The 14,768-nt window shown below is 69.3% G+C and carries 13 protein-coding genes and 1 pseudogene; 5 read left to right on the plus strand and 9 right to left on the minus strand.

Annotation, left to right across the window (positions count from 1 at the left end):
- Positions 1-62: 62 nt before the first annotated feature.
- Positions 63-1,154, plus strand: a pseudogene (locus tag AV521_RS12660) (UDP-N-acetylmuramate dehydrogenase); the annotation flags it as partial.
- Positions 1,155-1,267: 113 nt separating this feature from the next.
- Here AV521_RS12660 and AV521_RS12665 read toward each other — a convergent pair.
- Positions 1,268-1,858: a helix-turn-helix transcriptional regulator gene (locus AV521_RS12665; RefSeq protein ID WP_076087658.1), complete on the minus strand. Its 591-nt coding sequence runs from the start codon at positions 1,856-1,858 to the stop codon at positions 1,268-1,270.
- Between the two features lie 155 nt (positions 1,859-2,013).
- Between AV521_RS12665 and AV521_RS49250 the strand changes: the two genes are divergently transcribed.
- Together AV521_RS49250 and AV521_RS12675 are read left to right on the plus strand one after the other, a co-directional pair.
- On the plus strand, positions 2,014-2,673 hold the full coding sequence (locus AV521_RS49250) for a hypothetical protein (protein WP_076087660.1): 660 nt from the start codon (positions 2,014-2,016) through the stop codon (positions 2,671-2,673).
- Positions 2,674-2,750: 77 nt separating this feature from the next.
- Positions 2,751-5,954: a tetratricopeptide repeat protein gene (locus AV521_RS12675; RefSeq protein ID WP_076087662.1), complete on the plus strand. Its 3,204-nt coding sequence runs from the start codon at positions 2,751-2,753 to the stop codon at positions 5,952-5,954.
- 8 nt (positions 5,955-5,962) lie between these two features.
- Here AV521_RS12675 and AV521_RS12680 read toward each other — a convergent pair whose 3' ends face one another.
- Together AV521_RS12680 and mca are read right to left on the minus strand one after the other, a co-directional pair.
- Positions 5,963-6,208 (minus strand): hypothetical protein, encoded by a 246-nt coding sequence (locus AV521_RS12680; RefSeq protein ID WP_076087664.1) that lies wholly within the window; start codon positions 6,206-6,208, stop codon positions 5,963-5,965.
- Complete coding sequence (mca, locus tag AV521_RS12685; protein ID WP_076087666.1) at positions 6,201-7,082, minus strand: mycothiol conjugate amidase Mca; 882 nt, start codon at positions 7,080-7,082, stop codon at positions 6,201-6,203. Before mca ends, AV521_RS12680 begins: the two co-directional genes overlap by 8 nt.
- A 113-nt stretch (positions 7,083-7,195) precedes the next feature.
- Here mca and AV521_RS12690 point away from each other — a divergent pair, with 113 nt between their 5' ends.
- A complete protein-coding gene (locus tag AV521_RS12690; RefSeq protein ID WP_076087668.1) occupies positions 7,196-7,594 on the plus strand; it encodes a DUF4307 domain-containing protein in 399 nt (132 codons plus the stop codon).
- A 189-nt stretch (positions 7,595-7,783) separates the two neighbouring features.
- Entirely contained in the window at positions 7,784-8,284 is a 501-nt protein-coding gene (greA, locus tag AV521_RS12695; protein ID WP_076087670.1) for a transcription elongation factor GreA, read from the plus strand.
- Between the two features lie 80 nt (positions 8,285-8,364).
- Here greA and AV521_RS12700 read toward each other — a convergent pair whose 3' ends face one another.
- The 6 genes from AV521_RS12700 to AV521_RS12725 all read right to left on the minus strand — a co-directional run bounded on the left by AV521_RS12700 (position 8,365) and on the right by AV521_RS12725 (position 14,581).
- Entirely contained in the window at positions 8,365-9,102 is a 738-nt protein-coding gene (locus AV521_RS12700) for an ABC transporter permease (RefSeq protein WP_107480892.1), read from the minus strand.
- On the minus strand, positions 9,099-11,087 hold the full coding sequence (locus AV521_RS12705; RefSeq protein ID WP_076087674.1) for a recombinase family protein: 1,989 nt from the start codon (positions 11,085-11,087) through the stop codon (positions 9,099-9,101). The genes AV521_RS12700 and AV521_RS12705 overlap by 4 nt, the downstream gene beginning before the upstream one ends.
- Positions 11,088-11,356: 269 nt before the next feature.
- Positions 11,357-12,484 carry a replication initiator gene (locus AV521_RS12710; protein ID WP_371917026.1) on the minus strand — a complete coding sequence of 376 codons (1,128 nt, stop codon included), beginning with the start codon at positions 12,482-12,484 and terminating at the stop codon, positions 11,357-11,359.
- Positions 12,485-12,600: 116 nt separating this feature from the next.
- Positions 12,601-13,401, minus strand: coding sequence for an ABC transporter permease (locus AV521_RS12715; protein WP_079249229.1), 801 nt, complete (start codon positions 13,399-13,401; stop codon positions 12,601-12,603).
- Positions 13,398-13,601, minus strand: a complete 204-nt coding sequence (locus tag AV521_RS52640; protein ID WP_076087678.1) for an integral membrane transport protein — start codon at positions 13,599-13,601, stop codon at positions 13,398-13,400. Before AV521_RS52640 ends, AV521_RS12715 begins: the two co-directional genes overlap by 4 nt.
- Positions 13,598-14,581 carry an ATP-binding cassette domain-containing protein gene (locus AV521_RS12725; protein WP_076087679.1) on the minus strand — a complete coding sequence of 328 codons (984 nt, stop codon included), beginning with the start codon at positions 14,579-14,581 and terminating at the stop codon, positions 13,598-13,600. Before AV521_RS12725 ends, AV521_RS52640 begins: the two co-directional genes overlap by 4 nt.
- Positions 14,582-14,768 lie beyond the last annotated feature (187 nt).

Genomic DNA, 14,768 nt, shown 5'->3' on the forward strand with positions numbered 1-14,768 from the left:
GGCCGGCGGCCGGGGCCCCGGCCACGAGTTGCCCGTCGTACCCAGGCACCAAGGAGAACACCACGGATATGCGAGTCACCCACGGCGCACCGCTCGCCCCGATGACGACACTGGGCATCGGAGGCCCGGCAGCGGCCTTCGTCGACCTGCACGATCCGGCGGACTTCCCCTCCTTCGTCGAACTGGCCGGCACCTACGCCGACGAACCGGTGTGCCTGGGGTCCGGAAGCAACGTCCTGGTCAGCGACCTGGGCTGCTCGTCCGCCGTGCTGCGGATGAACACCAGGGGCGTGCGGTGGGCGGGGGAGACCGCCGACGGCCGTACGCTGATCGAGGTCCAGGCCGGCCACCCGCTCGTCGACCTCGTCGCCACCACCATCGACGAGGGCCTGAGCGGTATGGAGATGCTCGTGGGCATCCCCGGGACGACGGGCGCCACGCCGATCCAGAACGTCGGCGCCTACGGGCAGGAGATCTCCGACACCCTGGTCGAAGTGACCGCCTGGGACTGGGCATTGGGACGCAGTGTCACCATGGCGGCGGCGGCCTGCGGGCTGGGTCACCGCACCAGCGTCTTCAAGGGCTCCCGTCGCTGGACCCTGCTGAAACTGGTCTTCGCCCTGCGCCGTTCCGAGTTGAGCGCCCCGGTCACCTATCGGATGGTCGCCGCGGAACTCGGTGTCCCGGTGGGCAGCCGGGTCCCCTTGTCCGAGGCCGCCGGGGCGGTGCTCGTCGTCCGCAAGGGCAAGGGCATGGTGCTGGGCTGCTGTGACACCGACCGGCGCTCGGCCGGCAGTGTGTTCCTCAGTCCCGAGATCACCCCCGCCCAGGCGGAACGACTGCGTGCCCGCAACGCGCCGGTCAACGAGTTCCCCGACGGCTCGACCCGGGTCAGCGCGAGCTGGCTCATCCGCCAGGCCGGCTTCGAACTCGGCTCCCCGATCGTCGAGGGCGTACGCATCTCGTCGCTGCACTACACCCTGGTCGCCGACGAGGGGGCGAGCGCAGCCGCGTTCACCCGAGCCATCGACATCGTCCAGGAACAGGCCCTGCTCCGAACGGGGGTGCGGCTCACTCCGGAAGTCGACTTCGTCGGGGAATGGGAGCCGGATTCCCACAGCCGGTGTCCGGGACGCCGGCTCGCGAAGCCGTAGGTCCTGGGCCTCCGTTCGCCACCGTCTTCCACCGGCTCATGCTCGTGCTGTTGCCGGTGCCGTGACCGCCTCCTGCCCGCGGCACCTGGCCCGAGCACATGGCTCGGCGCGTCTCATGGGCCGGTCGGTTCGCCGTTCCGCTCCCCCACGGGCTCGGGCGCGGCGTAGAAGCGCAGGTTCACGTGGCGCGCCCCTTCGGGGGCGTCCTCGCGGGTGTGGCCGTAGCGGTCGAGCAGTTCCCCGTAAGCGCGGACGAACGCGTGCAGGTCCTCCTTGGTCATCCAGGCGCCGGTGCGCTGCACCTGGGCCCAGCCCCGGGGTCCGCGGTACTCCTCGTGGGCACGGCGGAAGAGCCGGGTGTCGACCTCGATCTTCAGCAGGGCGAGCTGTTCGGCGGCCGCGTACTCCTCGGGGCCCATCGCGGCCGGGTCGGGCGTGGTGTGGCTGAACGGCAGCGAGCGCCACCACCGCTCCCGCCCGCCGGACTTCTCCGGGATCTCCTCGATGAGCCGCTGCTCGGCGAGTTTGCGCAGGTGGTAGCTGGTGGTGCCGGAGCTCTCGCCGAGTTCGCGGGCGAGGACGGTGGAGTTCGCCTCGCCGTGCCGGCCGAGGTAGTCGAGGATCCGGCGGCGCAGGGGGTTGCCGAGGGACTTGTAGAGAGCGGTGCGCTCCAGGCTGGTCATCTCGGGCATGCCGTCGCTCATGCGGCCACCGTAACCCTGAGAACCCTGAGAAGTCCCCGATGATTGCCGAACTTTCTTTGCAGAGATTTCTCTGCGTTCTACGGTGGAGGCGGTCGAGAGCAGTCCGAGGCAGCTGGTGGAGGCTGGTGTGAAGGGCTGCGGGCAGGGGGGCGGCGATGGGGATGACGGCGACGAAGAAGCCGGAGACCGGCAAGCCGGGGACGAAGAAGCCCGGGACGGGGAAGCCGGAGACGGGGAAGCCCGGGACGGGGAAGCCGGCGGCGCACAAGGGGTGGGCGCTGATCGCCCTGGCAGCGGCGGCGGTGCTGCTGGTGCCGTGGATGGCGGTGCTGGCGGTGACGCTCCCGGGCAGCACCAAGGTGGACAACTGGCCACTGGCCTGGATCGGCCTCGACGTCCTCATGGCAGCGGGCTGTGCCGCAACGGCCTTGCTCGGCCTGCGCGGCGACGCCAGAGCCCGCCTGACGGCCTCGGCGACCGCGTCGATGGCGATACTGGACGCCTGGTTCGACATAACGACGGCAGGCACCGGCGCCCCGCTGGCCGAAGCGCTGCTGTGCGCGGTGGCGGAGGCGGCACTGGCGGGGGCGTGCGTCCACCTCGCGCTGGGCAAGGCGCGCGGCCGGCGACAGGCGCCGCAGCCTCGGCGCACGACGCGCGATCGCACCCGCACAGCGCCCCCCGAACTGTCCCTGAGCCGACTGGACGGCCGGACTCCGACACCGGCACCTCCCCGCCACCGGCCCCGGCCCTCGGCGCCGCGTACCCGGGCGCTCGTCAAGAAGCCGACACGAAACCCTCACCGCACCCGCTGATCGCCAGCCCCTCGCCATCCCGTCTTCCCCGAAGGACACTCGTAGGCAAGGAAGTTGACGCCGGAGGGGGACGGGACATGCGGGACGGCCATCGGGCGGAGGCCGAGCGGCTGCTGGCGCGCGCCGTCGAGGAGGAGGTACGGCGCTCGGGCGGGCGGATCGACGGGCAGGTGCTGCTGTCGCGGGCGCGCGGTGCGCTGGACACGATGGCAGGGGCGGCCGGCGAGGAGTACGAGGCGTACACCCGGGCGCTGGACGAGGCCGAGGCGGGCCGACTGACCTTCGGGCAGCGGTACGCCCGCGCGGGCGCCGGAACCTCCCTGCTGGTGGCGGTCGTCGCCGCGGTGGCCGCCGCCGTGGCCGACCTGTCCCTCGGCACCGGTACGGGTACGGCCGTCGGCGCGGGCGTCACCGCGGGCGTGGTGGGTGCCGCCGCCTCCGTGGTGAAGGTGGCCGGCTCCCATCTGCCCGCCGCCCACCACCACGCGGGCGCGGCCGGCCAGCCCGGCGGGCCCGAGCAACTGCGGCTGCAGTGGCTGACCGCGCTGGAGGTGCGCGGCATCCGCCCCTTCCTCGACCAGCAGCGGGTGCTCAGCGCCTCCACGGGTCCGAAGAAGAAGGGCGGCCCGGCGCTGCGCGGCGCGGACAAGAGCGCGGCGGCCCGCCGGCGCACGGTGCTGGAGCAGTCGTTCGGCCAACTCCCGGAGGCGGACGGGCTGTTCGCGGGGCGCCGGGCGGAGCTCGGGCGGATCCGGCAGTGGGCGCAGGCGGCCCGGGCGGCCACGGAGACCCGGCCGACGGTGGTCGTGCTGCACGGCGAGCCCGGCTCCGGCCGGACCACACTCGCGGTGCACGCGGCCCACGAGCTGCGCGACCACTTCCGCGGCGCGGTGGTCGTGGATCTGCGCGGCGGCAGGAGCGAGGAGACGCCGCTGCCGACACGGGACGCGCTGCTGCATCTGCTCAACCGGCTCGGCGCGCCCCGCGAGCAGCTGCTGTTCCGGGAGCGCTCCTCCCCCGACCAGCAGGTGAAGCGGCTCGGCGAGCTGTACCACCGGCATCTGACCGGACTGCCGGTGACGATCGTGCTGGACGACGCCTCCGACCCGGAGCAGGTGCGGGCGCTGGTGCCCGAACGCTCCGACAGCCTGATCCTGGTCACCGCCCGCACCGCCCTCGACCTGCCCGCGGACCTGCCGGCCTGGGTGCACCACCTGCCGGTCGAGGCCCTGGACGCGGCCGGTGCCGAGGAACTGCTCGGCGCGGCCGCCGAGGACGCCTCGGGCCCGTACGACGCCGAGTCCGCCGAGCGGATCCGCGCGTTGTGCGCGGGGCTGCCGCTGGCCCTCAGGGTCGCGGGCTCCGCGCTCGGCCCGCGCTCGCCCCGGCAGCTGGCCTCGGACCTGGCGGCGTACGGCCCGGTGGAACCGGTGGAGCGGGCCCTGTGGCTGCGCTACACCGATCAGCCGGAGCCCGCACGCCGGCTGCTGCGCAGGCTCGCGCTCGCGGGCAGCACCTCGCTGGGCGCCGCGGCGGCCGCCGCCCTGCTCGCGACGGACGAGGCCGAGGCCACGCGCCATCTCGCCGACCTCGCCCGCGGCGGCCTCATCGACCATGTGCGCGGCAGCCGCTACCGGCTGCACGACCTGGTGCGCGCCTTCGCCCAGGCCCGGCTGCTGGACGAGGAGGACCCGGCCGAGCGCACGGCGGCACAGGAACGGCTGATCGTGAACTACGCCGAGCTGGCCGACTCGGTGCTGCGCCTGGTCGACGGGAACATGTCGACGCGCTCGCACCAGTTCGGCCCGCACGGCTTCACCTCGCTGGACGAGGCGCTGCGCTGGCTGGACGACGAGTCCAGCTTCATCACCGCGGCCCTGCGGCACGCCGAGGGCGTGGACCAGTCGGCGGTGCAGAACCTGCTGGGCGCGCTGTGCGACTACTGCCTGCTGCGCGGCGACCTCTACCGGCTCGGCGAGATCAGCGAGCTGGCGCAGGCCGTGGACCAGGGGCTGCTGGTGCGCTCGGTGCAGTGGCGTACGGGTATCGCGGCCCGGCAGCTGGGCGAGCTGGACAAGGCGCGCACCACGCTGGCCTCGGTGGTGGACCTGTACCGGGAGGCGCACCACGACGCGGGTGCGGCCCGCGCCCTGTGCTCGCTCGGAATCACCCTGCACCACCAGGGCAACCTCACCGAGGCCGCGGCCAAACTGCAGGAGGCGCTGGATCTGCAGGAGGCGCCGGAACTGGCGACGGACCGGGCCTGGACGATGCACGCGCTGGCCGCCGTACAGCGCGACCGCGGCCGCCTCGCGGAGGCTCTGGAGCTGCTCACCCGCTCCCTGGTCCTGCATCGCGAGGGCGGCTCGGTGCACGGCGAGGCATGGGCGCACTTCCAGCTCGGTCAGCTGGCGCTGCGGATGGGGGACGTACCGCGCGCGGAGACGGAGCTGCGGGCGGCCCTGGAGCGGTACGGCCAGACGCACGACGCGCGCGGCGAGGCATGGGCGCTGACCCAGCTGGCCCGGGCCCGTCTGGTGGCCGGCGACGCCTCACCGGCCGTCGAGGACCTGCGGCAGGCCGCCGCCCGGCACCGGGAGAACGAGGACGCGCGCGGCGAGGCCTGGAGCCTGTACTACCTGGGCCAGGCGCTGGAGGAGACCGGCGATCTGGACCAGGCGGTGCGCGACCTGGAGCGCTCCCGGACGATGTTCTCCCGGATGCGGGACGTCTACGGCCTGGCTTGCGCCCGGCACCACTCGGCCCGGGTCACCCGCGACCAGCGGGCCGCGCAGACCGGCTCCCTGCGCAACTCCGGCTTCGCCCGGCAGCTCCTCGTGGACGCCCGCGCCGACTTCCAGCGCATCGGCGTCGCCCACGGCGAGGCATGGACCTGCCTGGAGCTGGCGGTGGTCGACGCGGGCAACGCCCGCACCCAGCAGGCGCTGGCCCTGTCCGACGAAGCGCTGGACCTGTTCGCCTCCTACGGCGACCGGCGCGGCGAGGACTGGGCCCGTTTCCTGCGCTGCACCCTGCTGCCGTACGCGGCGCCGGGCGGGGTGGAGGTGGGCACGGCGGTCGCCCAGGAGGAGCTCTCCCAGCTGTCCCGCGCCGCCCATCCCCTGCGCGACGAGAAGCTGACCGACTACGTCTCCGCGTACACCCTGCTCCTGGAGCGCGGCATCAGCCTGGAGGACGGCTGGCAGGCCTGGCGCCTGCACATGACGCCGGACCGCCACGCCCGGGATGTGATGGGGGTGGCGGTACCAGCCGGGCGCTGACGCCGGGGTCAGTGCCGCTCAGCCGCGGAGTCGGCCTTCTCGGCCTGGTCCGCCTCGGCGTCCCGGGGCTCCTTGAAGTCGACCTTGTTCATGTGCTTGCTCATCGACTTCATCAGGCCCCACACCGCCAGGGCCATCACCGCGAAGACGATGAAGCCGAGGACACCGGGGGTGACCTTGTTCTGGTCGACCTCCTTGGCGAGAGGGACGAGGTGCGTCACTGCCAGGCTCACGCTTGCACTCATGTCAGGCATTGTCGCGGATGCCCGCGAAGAGGTCGGCCTCGGGGAGGGAGGTGTCGACGAGAGACTTCGCCAGTTCGTACTCCTCCGTCGGCCAGACCTCCCTCTGCAGCTCCATCGGCACCTTGAACCAGCCGCCGTCCGGGTCGATCTGCGTGGCGTGCGCGATCAGTGCCTTGTCTCGGATCTCGAAGAAGTCCGCGCACGGAATGTGCGTGGTCAGCGTGCGCTCGGTGCGCTCGAACTCGTTCCAGCGCTTGAGCCACTCCCCGTACGGCGACTCCAGGCCCCGGTCGAGCATCGCCTGATGCAGCGCCTCGGTGCGGGGGCGGTTGAAGCCCTGGTTGTAGTAGAGCTTCTGCGGCTGGTAGGCGGGGCCGTACTCCGTCTCGGGGTACTTCTCGGTGTCCGCCGCGCCCTCGAACGCCACCATGGAGATCTTGTGGGTCATGATGTGGTCCGGGTGCGGGTAACCACCGTTCTCGTCGTAGGTGGTGATCACCTGCGGGCGGAAGGCGCGGATCTTGCGCACCAGCTCACCCGCCGCCTTGTCGACGTCCTCCAGGGCGAAACAGCCCTCGGGCAGCGGCGGCAGCGGGTCGCCCTCGGGCAGGCCTGAGTCGATGAAGCCGAGCCACTCCTGCCTGACCCCGAGGATCTCGCGGGCCTCGTCCATCTCCTTCTTGCGCACCTCGTGGATGTGCTCCTCGATGTACGCGTCACCCTGCAGCTTGGGATTGAGGATGGACCCGCGCTCTCCGCCGGTGCAGGTCACCACCAGCACGTCCACCCCCTCGGACACGTACTTCGCCATGGTGGCCGCGCCCTTGCTCGACTCGTCGTCGGGGTGCGCGTGTACGGCCATCAGTCGCAGCTGGTCAGTCAAGACTCAATCCTCGTAAGTCGGCGCCCCGTGTCTCCGGTGCGATCGGCGGCTTCTATAGTGACGGAATCGGGGGGCGAATAATTCCGGGACCGGTTCCTGCCGAGAGGACGATCATGACTACGGCGAGCGCGCGGCTGCCCGAGGGCCGCTACGGCCGCTCCTCGGACGAGCGTGCCGACCGCAAGCTCAAGATCGCCGGTGTGGTACTCGGCGCCGTCCTGCTCGCACTCGTCGGCTACTTCGCCTACCACTATGTCGTCGAGAGCAAGATCAGCGCCCAGGTGATCACCTTCGAGGCCACGGACAACGCGGTCAAGGCTCATCTGGAGGTCCACAAGGACTCCGCAACCGCCGGCTACTGCACCCTGCGCTCCCAGGCGGCGGACGGCTCCGAGGTGGGCCGGGCCGACTTCCGCTTCACCGGGTCGGCCACCCGCATCGACAAGGTCGTCACGCTCCGTACGACGGCGAAGGGCACGACAGCCGAGCTGCTGGGCTGCCACACTGGCTGACGGCAGCCGGACTCCCCGGCCGTCACCCGGAATACGTACGCACTGACCTGCGTTGATGTGATTCTGATGGCTTATGTCCTCCCCCTTCCGGCCTTGAATTGTTAGGCTCGTGGTTTCGCCCATCCATGAGGGAACATTCTTCTGGGTAGGGCGATGCTTTGTATTCCCAGTACCGACGAGGAGCACCCTGTGACCCAGACCAGCGAGAACGTCACCTGGCTGACCCAGGAGGCGTACAACAAGCTCAAGGTCGAGCTTGAGTACCTTACTGGTCCTGCGCGCACGGAGATCGCCGCCAAGATCGCGGCCGCGCGCGAGGAGGGCGACCTGCGCGAGAACGGCGGGTACCACGCGGCGAAGGAGGAGCAGGGCAAGCAGGAGCTGCGTGTGCGGCAGCTGACCCAGCTTCTCGAGAAGGCCCAGGTGGGCGAGGCCCCGGCCTCCGCCGACGGTACCGTCGCGCCCGGCATGGTCGTCACGATCGCCTTCGACGGGGACGAGGACGACACGCTGACGTTCCTGCTCGCCTCCCGCGAGTACGCGAGCGCCGACATCGAGACGTACTCGCCGCAGTCCCCGCTCGGCGCCGGCGTCATCGGCCACAAGGTGGGCGAGGACGCGGAGTACGAACTGCCGAACGGCAAGAAGGCCTCGGTGACGATCCTGAAGGCCGAGCCGTACTCGGGCTGACCACCACCCCCCTGTGACCCCGAGCCCCCGGCGTCCGGCGATCCCGTCGGACACCGGGGGCTTCGTCGTGCCCGAAGCCGTCAGGCGGTGGCCGAACGGTACTTGCGGACCGCGAGGGTACGGAAGACGGCGATGATCAGTATCGAGTAGATCAGCGATGCCCAGCCCGGGTGCTCCATGGGCCACGCGTGCGAGGTGGACCGGCCGGGGTTGCCGAAGAGCACTCGGCAGGCCTGCGCGGTGGCACTGAAGGGATTCCACTCGGCGATGTGCCGCAGCCACGGGGTCATGTGCGTGGGATCCACGAACGCGTTCGAGATGAACGTCACCGGGAACAGCCAGATCAGCCCGCTCGACGTGGCCGCCTCGGGGGTGCGCACGGACATGCCGATCAGGGCGCCGATCCAGGTGAACGCATAGCCGAGCAGAAGCAGCAGCCCGAAGGCGGCGAGCACCTTCCCCACGTTCGTCGACCCGTCGGACCCGACGCGCCAGCCGACCAGCAGGGCGACCACGGCCAGCACCACCAGCGTCACGGCCGTCTGCACCAGATCAGCGAGCGTACGCCCGGTCAGGACCGCCCCCCGCGCCATCGGCAGCGACCGGAAGCGGTCGATGAGCCCCTTGTGCATGTCGTCCGCGATGCCGGCCCCGGAGCTCGCGGTGGCGAACGTGACGGTCTGCGCGAAGATCCCCGCCATCAGGAAGTTCTTGTAGTCGATGGCACTGCTGCTGCCACCGATCCGCATGGAACCGCCGAAGACGTAGGTGAACAGCACCACGAACATGATTGGCTGGATCAGTCCGTAGATAATCATCTCGGGGAAACGTCTGCCCCGATCTTCGCGTGGTTGCACTCGGCGCCACTACCGCCCCGACCAGCGTGTTCGGCGGTGTACTCCGGATCGGTCGTGCCCGTCACCTCCATGGGAGGCAGCACGTACAGGGGCAGCGGTGCAACGCCTTCGTAGGGCGCCAGAGCCTCTAGCGCAGCCTCGTACTCGCCACTGCCCCACCAGTGCTGTGCACGCCGATACAGGGCCGCCCAGCCCCGTCCCCCGATCTGCTCCGAGCCGTCGTAGTCCTTCCAGTTCTTCCCGGAACGAACCTTGTCCAGCATCGCCTCAAAGCCGTCCCGGACGTCCTTCCACTGACGGCTGGGTGAGACGATGCTCTCGATCTCCTGCCACTGCTCGTCTGTGATCTCGACAGGGATGGTCACGCCGGTCTCTCGGTGCCACGCAGCGATCGGGTCCGTCACGCCTTTGTGGCGAGGCTCGCCCTTGCCGGTGATCTGCACACGCACATCCAGCAGGTCCAACAGGTCCTGCTTCTGCTCGAACGTGAAGTCGTCCAAGCGGCCGTCAACCTTCTCGATCTTGGCGAGCATGTTCTGAGCGCGGCCTTCCTGTCCCTCAACCTCGCACAGCCACTCGGCGACGCGCTCACGCTCGGCAACAAGGTCGGCTTCCTGTTGCCTCAGCTCCGCCTTCATCTCTTCAACAAGGGGCGCGTCGTCATCGTCGTCCTGGTCATCGATGGAGGCGAGGAGGAGGGCAATCTTGCGCTTGCGACTGGCACGCTTCTTCTCGATCTGCTCGTCCAGCTCCGCCAGCCGTCGACGATAGGACTCGGCACGCTGGGGCACAGTCCCCAAGGACTCCTCCACCAGCCTGCGGAGCTTGTCCTTGTCGGACATCAGCTTCTTGACCTCAGCCCAGACTGCCTCGTCCACCTCGTCACAGGGGATCTCCCAGCAGTCCGCGTGGGACTCGGGCACCTCTCCGTCCGCGCGGTTGGCCATGCATCGGTAGTAGCGGCCAGCCGTGTTGGTCGAGCGGCCCTCCATGACCATCGCACCCGTACGGTGCGCACCACAGACGCTGAAGAGACGGTTTGAGAGCAGGTACTTGCCGTGCTTGCCCTTGACGCGGGCACCGCGCGCGAGGGCGGCCCTCAGCTCCTCCGCTCGGTTGTCCGGCAGTGCCTTGGGGAGGTCAATGCGGAAGGTGGTGGTGATCTCCTCACCGTCCTCGTTCTCTCCGGCGAAAACGAACTCAACGCAGCCCTTGAGAGCAGCCATGACACGGCCGACGAGGTTTCCGCCCTCCCACTCCCTGCCCCGGCGCGTTCGGTAGCCAAGGGCACTGAGGTGGCGAGCGCCGTCCTCCCGAGTCACCGGCTCAGGCGAATCGATCATGAAGTCTGCGAACTTCTCGATCTGCTCGATCTCTGTGGGGTTGAGCACAGGGTTCCCGTCGGAGTCGAGCATGTAGCCGAAGGGCGGCTCACCCAGGGGCCACCCCCCGACCGCAGCCTTCTGCATCCGACCGCCCGACGTACGCTCCAAGATCAGGGCGTGCTCTACCTCGGCAAGGTATGCGAGCAAAGAGAGCTGGATGCCGAACATGTCATCGTCGGAGTCGATCCGGCCGTCAGCGGTGGCCACACGCACACCCTTGTCCGTCACGTCGTAGACCCAACGGTGGATGTTCTTCATGGTGCGTCCGATGCGGTCCAGCTTGCCGAAGACGATCAAGTCCAGACGGCCGCCGAGAGCGTCAGCGGTGAGGCGGTCGAGGTCTTCGCGGTTGGCGAGCTTGCCCGACACACCCCCATCCACGTAGACGTCAACGATGGTGTGGGGCACGTTGCGCAGGGCGCAGGCCAGCCACGCACGGCACTGCTCCTCTTGGACCTTCAGCCCGTAGCCTTCGAGCTGCTGCGCCGTCGACACCCGCAGGTAGATGGCAACCCGAAGGGCCTTCTGCTGAAGGGAACGCGCAAGGGTACGCTTCGCCATAGTCAGTCCTCCACGACTGGCCAGCGACCCCGGCGGCAGGCCCTAATCTCCCGCCGGGGTCGCGTTATTTTTGCACATGGTAACTCGTGAGGTGGCCTCACGATCTAGCTTTACTCGATCAACTCCCTTGAATTATCGGATCGTTGGGCATCGACCCGATCAAGAGCGTTGCTAGGCGAATCCTTTGCGCCTCGGTCCACTCAACAGCCCGCCAACGGGAGGTCACCTCGCCGGGGCGTGGTTCCCTTCTTTCCTTCTCGGGGCGCTCCTCACTCGGAATATTTCCACCCCTCAGCGATCATGTGCTGCTTGATCTCGCGCAGGTTTGCCAGGTCTTCAGCAATGCCGAGAGCGAAGTCAGCCGCTCCGGGGGTGTAGCCGGAGCCGACGTAGCGCCAGGCCGCTTCCGTGATCGTGTCCGGGTCGTCCTCGGGTTTCGTGTCCCCCCGGCGGTGGTCGGCCCGTTCCTCGCGCAGCGCGCCGTACGTGGTGGAGTAGCGGCGGGAGTTGGTGAGGATGTGGCCCCGGTAGCCGAGGCTGTGAGCCCACGGGCGCAGCCGAAGGTGCTCCAGTTCCGGCAGTCCGCCCAGGCGCCAGCAGGTACCCATCAGGGCGCGTACGTCGCGGTTGACGACAGCCGCGCGAATGTCCTCCAGGCTGGTGACCCGGTAGTCCACCCCGGCGCCCGTCTCGCCCGCACCCTTGGTCACGTACTTCGCCATGTACCCGGCAACCGCCGAATCTGACGGTACGTCACTATCAGGGAGCGGGCGGATCGGGTGGGCGTCGAACTGCTCACCCCAGCCCACCCGTTCCGTTCCATACGCGTCGGAGTCGGCCACCGTGACGAAGCTGGATGCGGCGGCATGCTCGACCGCGTCCAACAGCACATCCTCTGTCGCCCAGGCCGGAGCCGACGAGGCGGCACCGTCCGGGCCGTCGAGGCGCACCACGGCATGGAAGTGGATGGCCGCACGCTGCTGGAACTCGGCGACTTTGGCGAAGGACACGACCAGGTGCTCACCGAGCTTGGAGCGCGGTATCCCACCGGCCGTGGCCAGGTAGCGGCGCACGGCGGTGGTGAACCGGTTCCACAGCTTCCCGGCGTGCGCGTGCCACAGCACGTGCCCCACGCAGTCGTAGCACTCCGGGCACAACGGCAGACCCACCAGCGGGTCATCCTCGGTGTGCACCAAGGCGCAGCCGAGCCGCCGTCCGTGCTTACAGTGCGGATCATCCCGGCGTGGAAGGACAGGGATACGCCGGACTCGCTCGCTAGCTGACGCTACGTCAGGCCGCGCCGCTTGCGTACTTCCTGGAGCCGCTTGCCAATGTCGGCACTCATGCATTCGAGCGTACGGCGCGCGCTGCACCTCCGTGCGACCTTCTGCGCCCATCACTCCCCCGAGGGCTGTTCTCACACGACCGATGAGGGCTCAGGTCAGGGCGATGTGAGGTACCCAAACGTGAAGAAGGCCCCCATCCGTGAGACGGGGGCCATTAGAGGAAACCATCAACCAGACGCCCGGCGGTACTTGCGGACCGCCAGCGTGCGGAAGAACAGGATGATCACGACCGACCAGATCAGCGACGCCCACACGGGATGCTGCATAGGCCAGGCGTCAGGCGCCTTGAAGCCCGGGGGAAGGTTTCCGAACAACTCGCGGCACGCCTGCACGGTGGCGCTGAACGGGTTCCACTCCGCGATGTGCCGCAGGAACGACGGCATCATGTTCGCGTCGACGAACGCATTCGAGATGAACGTCAGCGGGAACAGCCAGATCAGGCCGCCCGAGGTCGCTGCTTCAGGCGTGCGCACGGACAGGCCGATGAGTGCGCCGATCCACGAGAACGCGTACCCGAGGAGCAGGAGCAGGCCGAATCCGGCGAGCACCTTGCCGAGGTTCTCGTGCGTGCGCCAGCCGACGATCAGGGCGACGACCGCCAGGACGACGAGGGTGAGCGCCGTCTGTGCCAGGTCGGCGATTGTGCGGCCGGTCAGCACCGCACCACGCGTCATAGGTAGGGAGCGGAAGCGGTCGATGAGGCCCTTGTGCATGTCGTCGGCGATGCCCGCGCCAGCGCCCGCCGTAGCGAAGGTGACGGTCTGGGCGAAGATGCCCGCCATCAGGAACTCGCGGTAGGCCTGGGTGGAGGTGGACGAGCCGACCTGGATCGAGCCGCCGAACACGTAGGTGAACAGCACGACGAACATGATTGGCTGGACAAGCCCAAAGATGATCATCTCGGGAATCCGGCTCATCCGAATTAGGTTCCGGCGGGTGATGACCAGGGAATCGCTCACAGCGCTCACTTCGCCTGCCCCTTCCCGGCGCTCACGTGCAGTTCTCGGGTCCGCGACGAGATGAATCCTGACCGACCCGAGCGAACAGGATCCGGGATCCTGGACATCCGGATCAGGTTGCGTTTCGCCACGACCATCGAGTCGTGGAAGGAGCGGCTGAGGGGGTTGCCCGGCGGTGCCACCCGCACGGCTTCGGTGACGGTGGTCATTTCACGGCCTCCTTGCCGTTCGCCTCGTCCTGGTCGGCGGTCTCGGCCATGTGTCCCGTCAGTGACAGGAAGACGTCGTCGAGGGTCGGGCGGCGCAGCCCGATGTCGTCTATCTCGATCCCTCGGGTGTCCAGCTCGCGGATGATCTCGGCGAGCAGCTTGGCGCCGCCGGTGACGGGGACCGTGAGCTTGCGGGTGTGCTCCTCGACCGTGACCTCGCCCTTGCCGAAGCCGCGCAGCACCTCGGCGGCGCTCGCGATGTGGTCGCGCTCGTGCACCACGACCTCGACGCGCTCGCCGCCGGTGCGGGCCTTGAGCTGGTCGGAGGTGCCCTTGGCGATGACCCGGCCGTGGTCGACCACCGCGATGTCGTGGGCGAGGTGGTCGGCCTCCTCCAGGTACTGGGTGGTGAGCAGCAGGGTCGTACCGCCGGAGACGAGCTGTTTGATGACCTCCCAGAGCTGCTGGCGGTTGCGCGGGTCGAGGCCGGTCGTCGGCTCGTCCATGAACATCACCGGCGGCGAGACCACGAGGGCCGCGGCGAGGTCGAGCCGGCGGCGCATTCCTCCGGAGTAGGTCTTGGCGGGGCGGTCGGCGGCGTCCGCGAGGTTGAACTGCTCCAGCAGTTCCGCCGCGCGCGCCTTGGCCGCCTTGCCCCTCATCTGGTACAGCTGCCCGACCATCTGCAGGTTCTCCCGGCCGGTCAGATACTCGTCGACCGCCGCGAACTGGCCGGACAGGCCGATGGAGCGGCGTACGGCGTCGGGGTGCTTCAGCACGTCCACGCCCGCCACGACCGCCTTGCCGCTGTCGGGGCGCAGCAGGGTCGTCAGGCAGCGGACGGCCGTCGTCTTGCCGGCGCCGTTCGGCCCCAGCAGGCCGAGGACTGTGCCCTCGGGCACGTCCAGGTCTACGCCGTCGAGAGCCCTTACGTCGCCGAAGGTCTTCACCAGGCCTTCGGCATGGATGGCGCCTGGCATGTCTGTCTCCACGTCATCGGGGATGCATTCGGAAAGGCTAGGTTTGCGCGTTCGGATACGCCTGCGATTTTTCGCGGACGTACGGGCGTACGGACCTGCGGGCGGCGAGTCCGCGACCCATCACAACACACCATAACGCGATGTATCGCGTTTCTCAATGGGCTTCACCCGTACTGGTGGCGAAGGG

Source organism: Streptomyces sp. IMTB 2501 (assembly GCF_001953885.1).
Classification (GTDB): domain Bacteria; phylum Actinomycetota; class Actinomycetes; order Streptomycetales; family Streptomycetaceae; genus Streptomyces.

Coding starts and splice junctions, on each gene's coding strand:
- AV521_RS49250 (WP_076087660.1), top strand. CDS start 2,014: ATGGGGATGACGGCGACGAAGAAGCCGGAGACCGGCAAGCCGGGGACG.
- AV521_RS12680 (WP_076087664.1), bottom strand. CDS start 6,208: ATGCCTGACATGAGTGCAAGCGTGAGCCTGGCAGTGACGCACCTCGTC.
- AV521_RS52640 (WP_076087678.1), bottom strand. CDS start 13,601: ATGACCACCGTCACCGAAGCCGTGCGGGTGGCACCGCCGGGCAACCCC.
- AV521_RS12705 (WP_076087674.1), bottom strand. CDS start 11,087: ATGGCGAAGCGTACCCTTGCGCGTTCCCTTCAGCAGAAGGCCCTTCGG.
- AV521_RS12675 (WP_076087662.1), top strand. CDS start 2,751: ATGCGGGACGGCCATCGGGCGGAGGCCGAGCGGCTGCTGGCGCGCGCC.
- AV521_RS12725 (WP_076087679.1), bottom strand. CDS start 14,581: ATGCCAGGCGCCATCCATGCCGAAGGCCTGGTGAAGACCTTCGGCGAC.
- AV521_RS12665 (WP_076087658.1), bottom strand. CDS start 1,858: ATGAGCGACGGCATGCCCGAGATGACCAGCCTGGAGCGCACCGCTCTC.
- AV521_RS12690 (WP_076087668.1), top strand. CDS start 7,196: ATGACTACGGCGAGCGCGCGGCTGCCCGAGGGCCGCTACGGCCGCTCC.
- AV521_RS12710 (WP_371917026.1), bottom strand. CDS start 12,484: ATGGGCGCAGAAGGTCGCACGGAGGTGCAGCGCGCGCCGTACGCTCGA.
- AV521_RS12700 (WP_107480892.1), bottom strand. CDS start 9,102: ATGATTATCTACGGACTGATCCAGCCAATCATGTTCGTGGTGCTGTTC.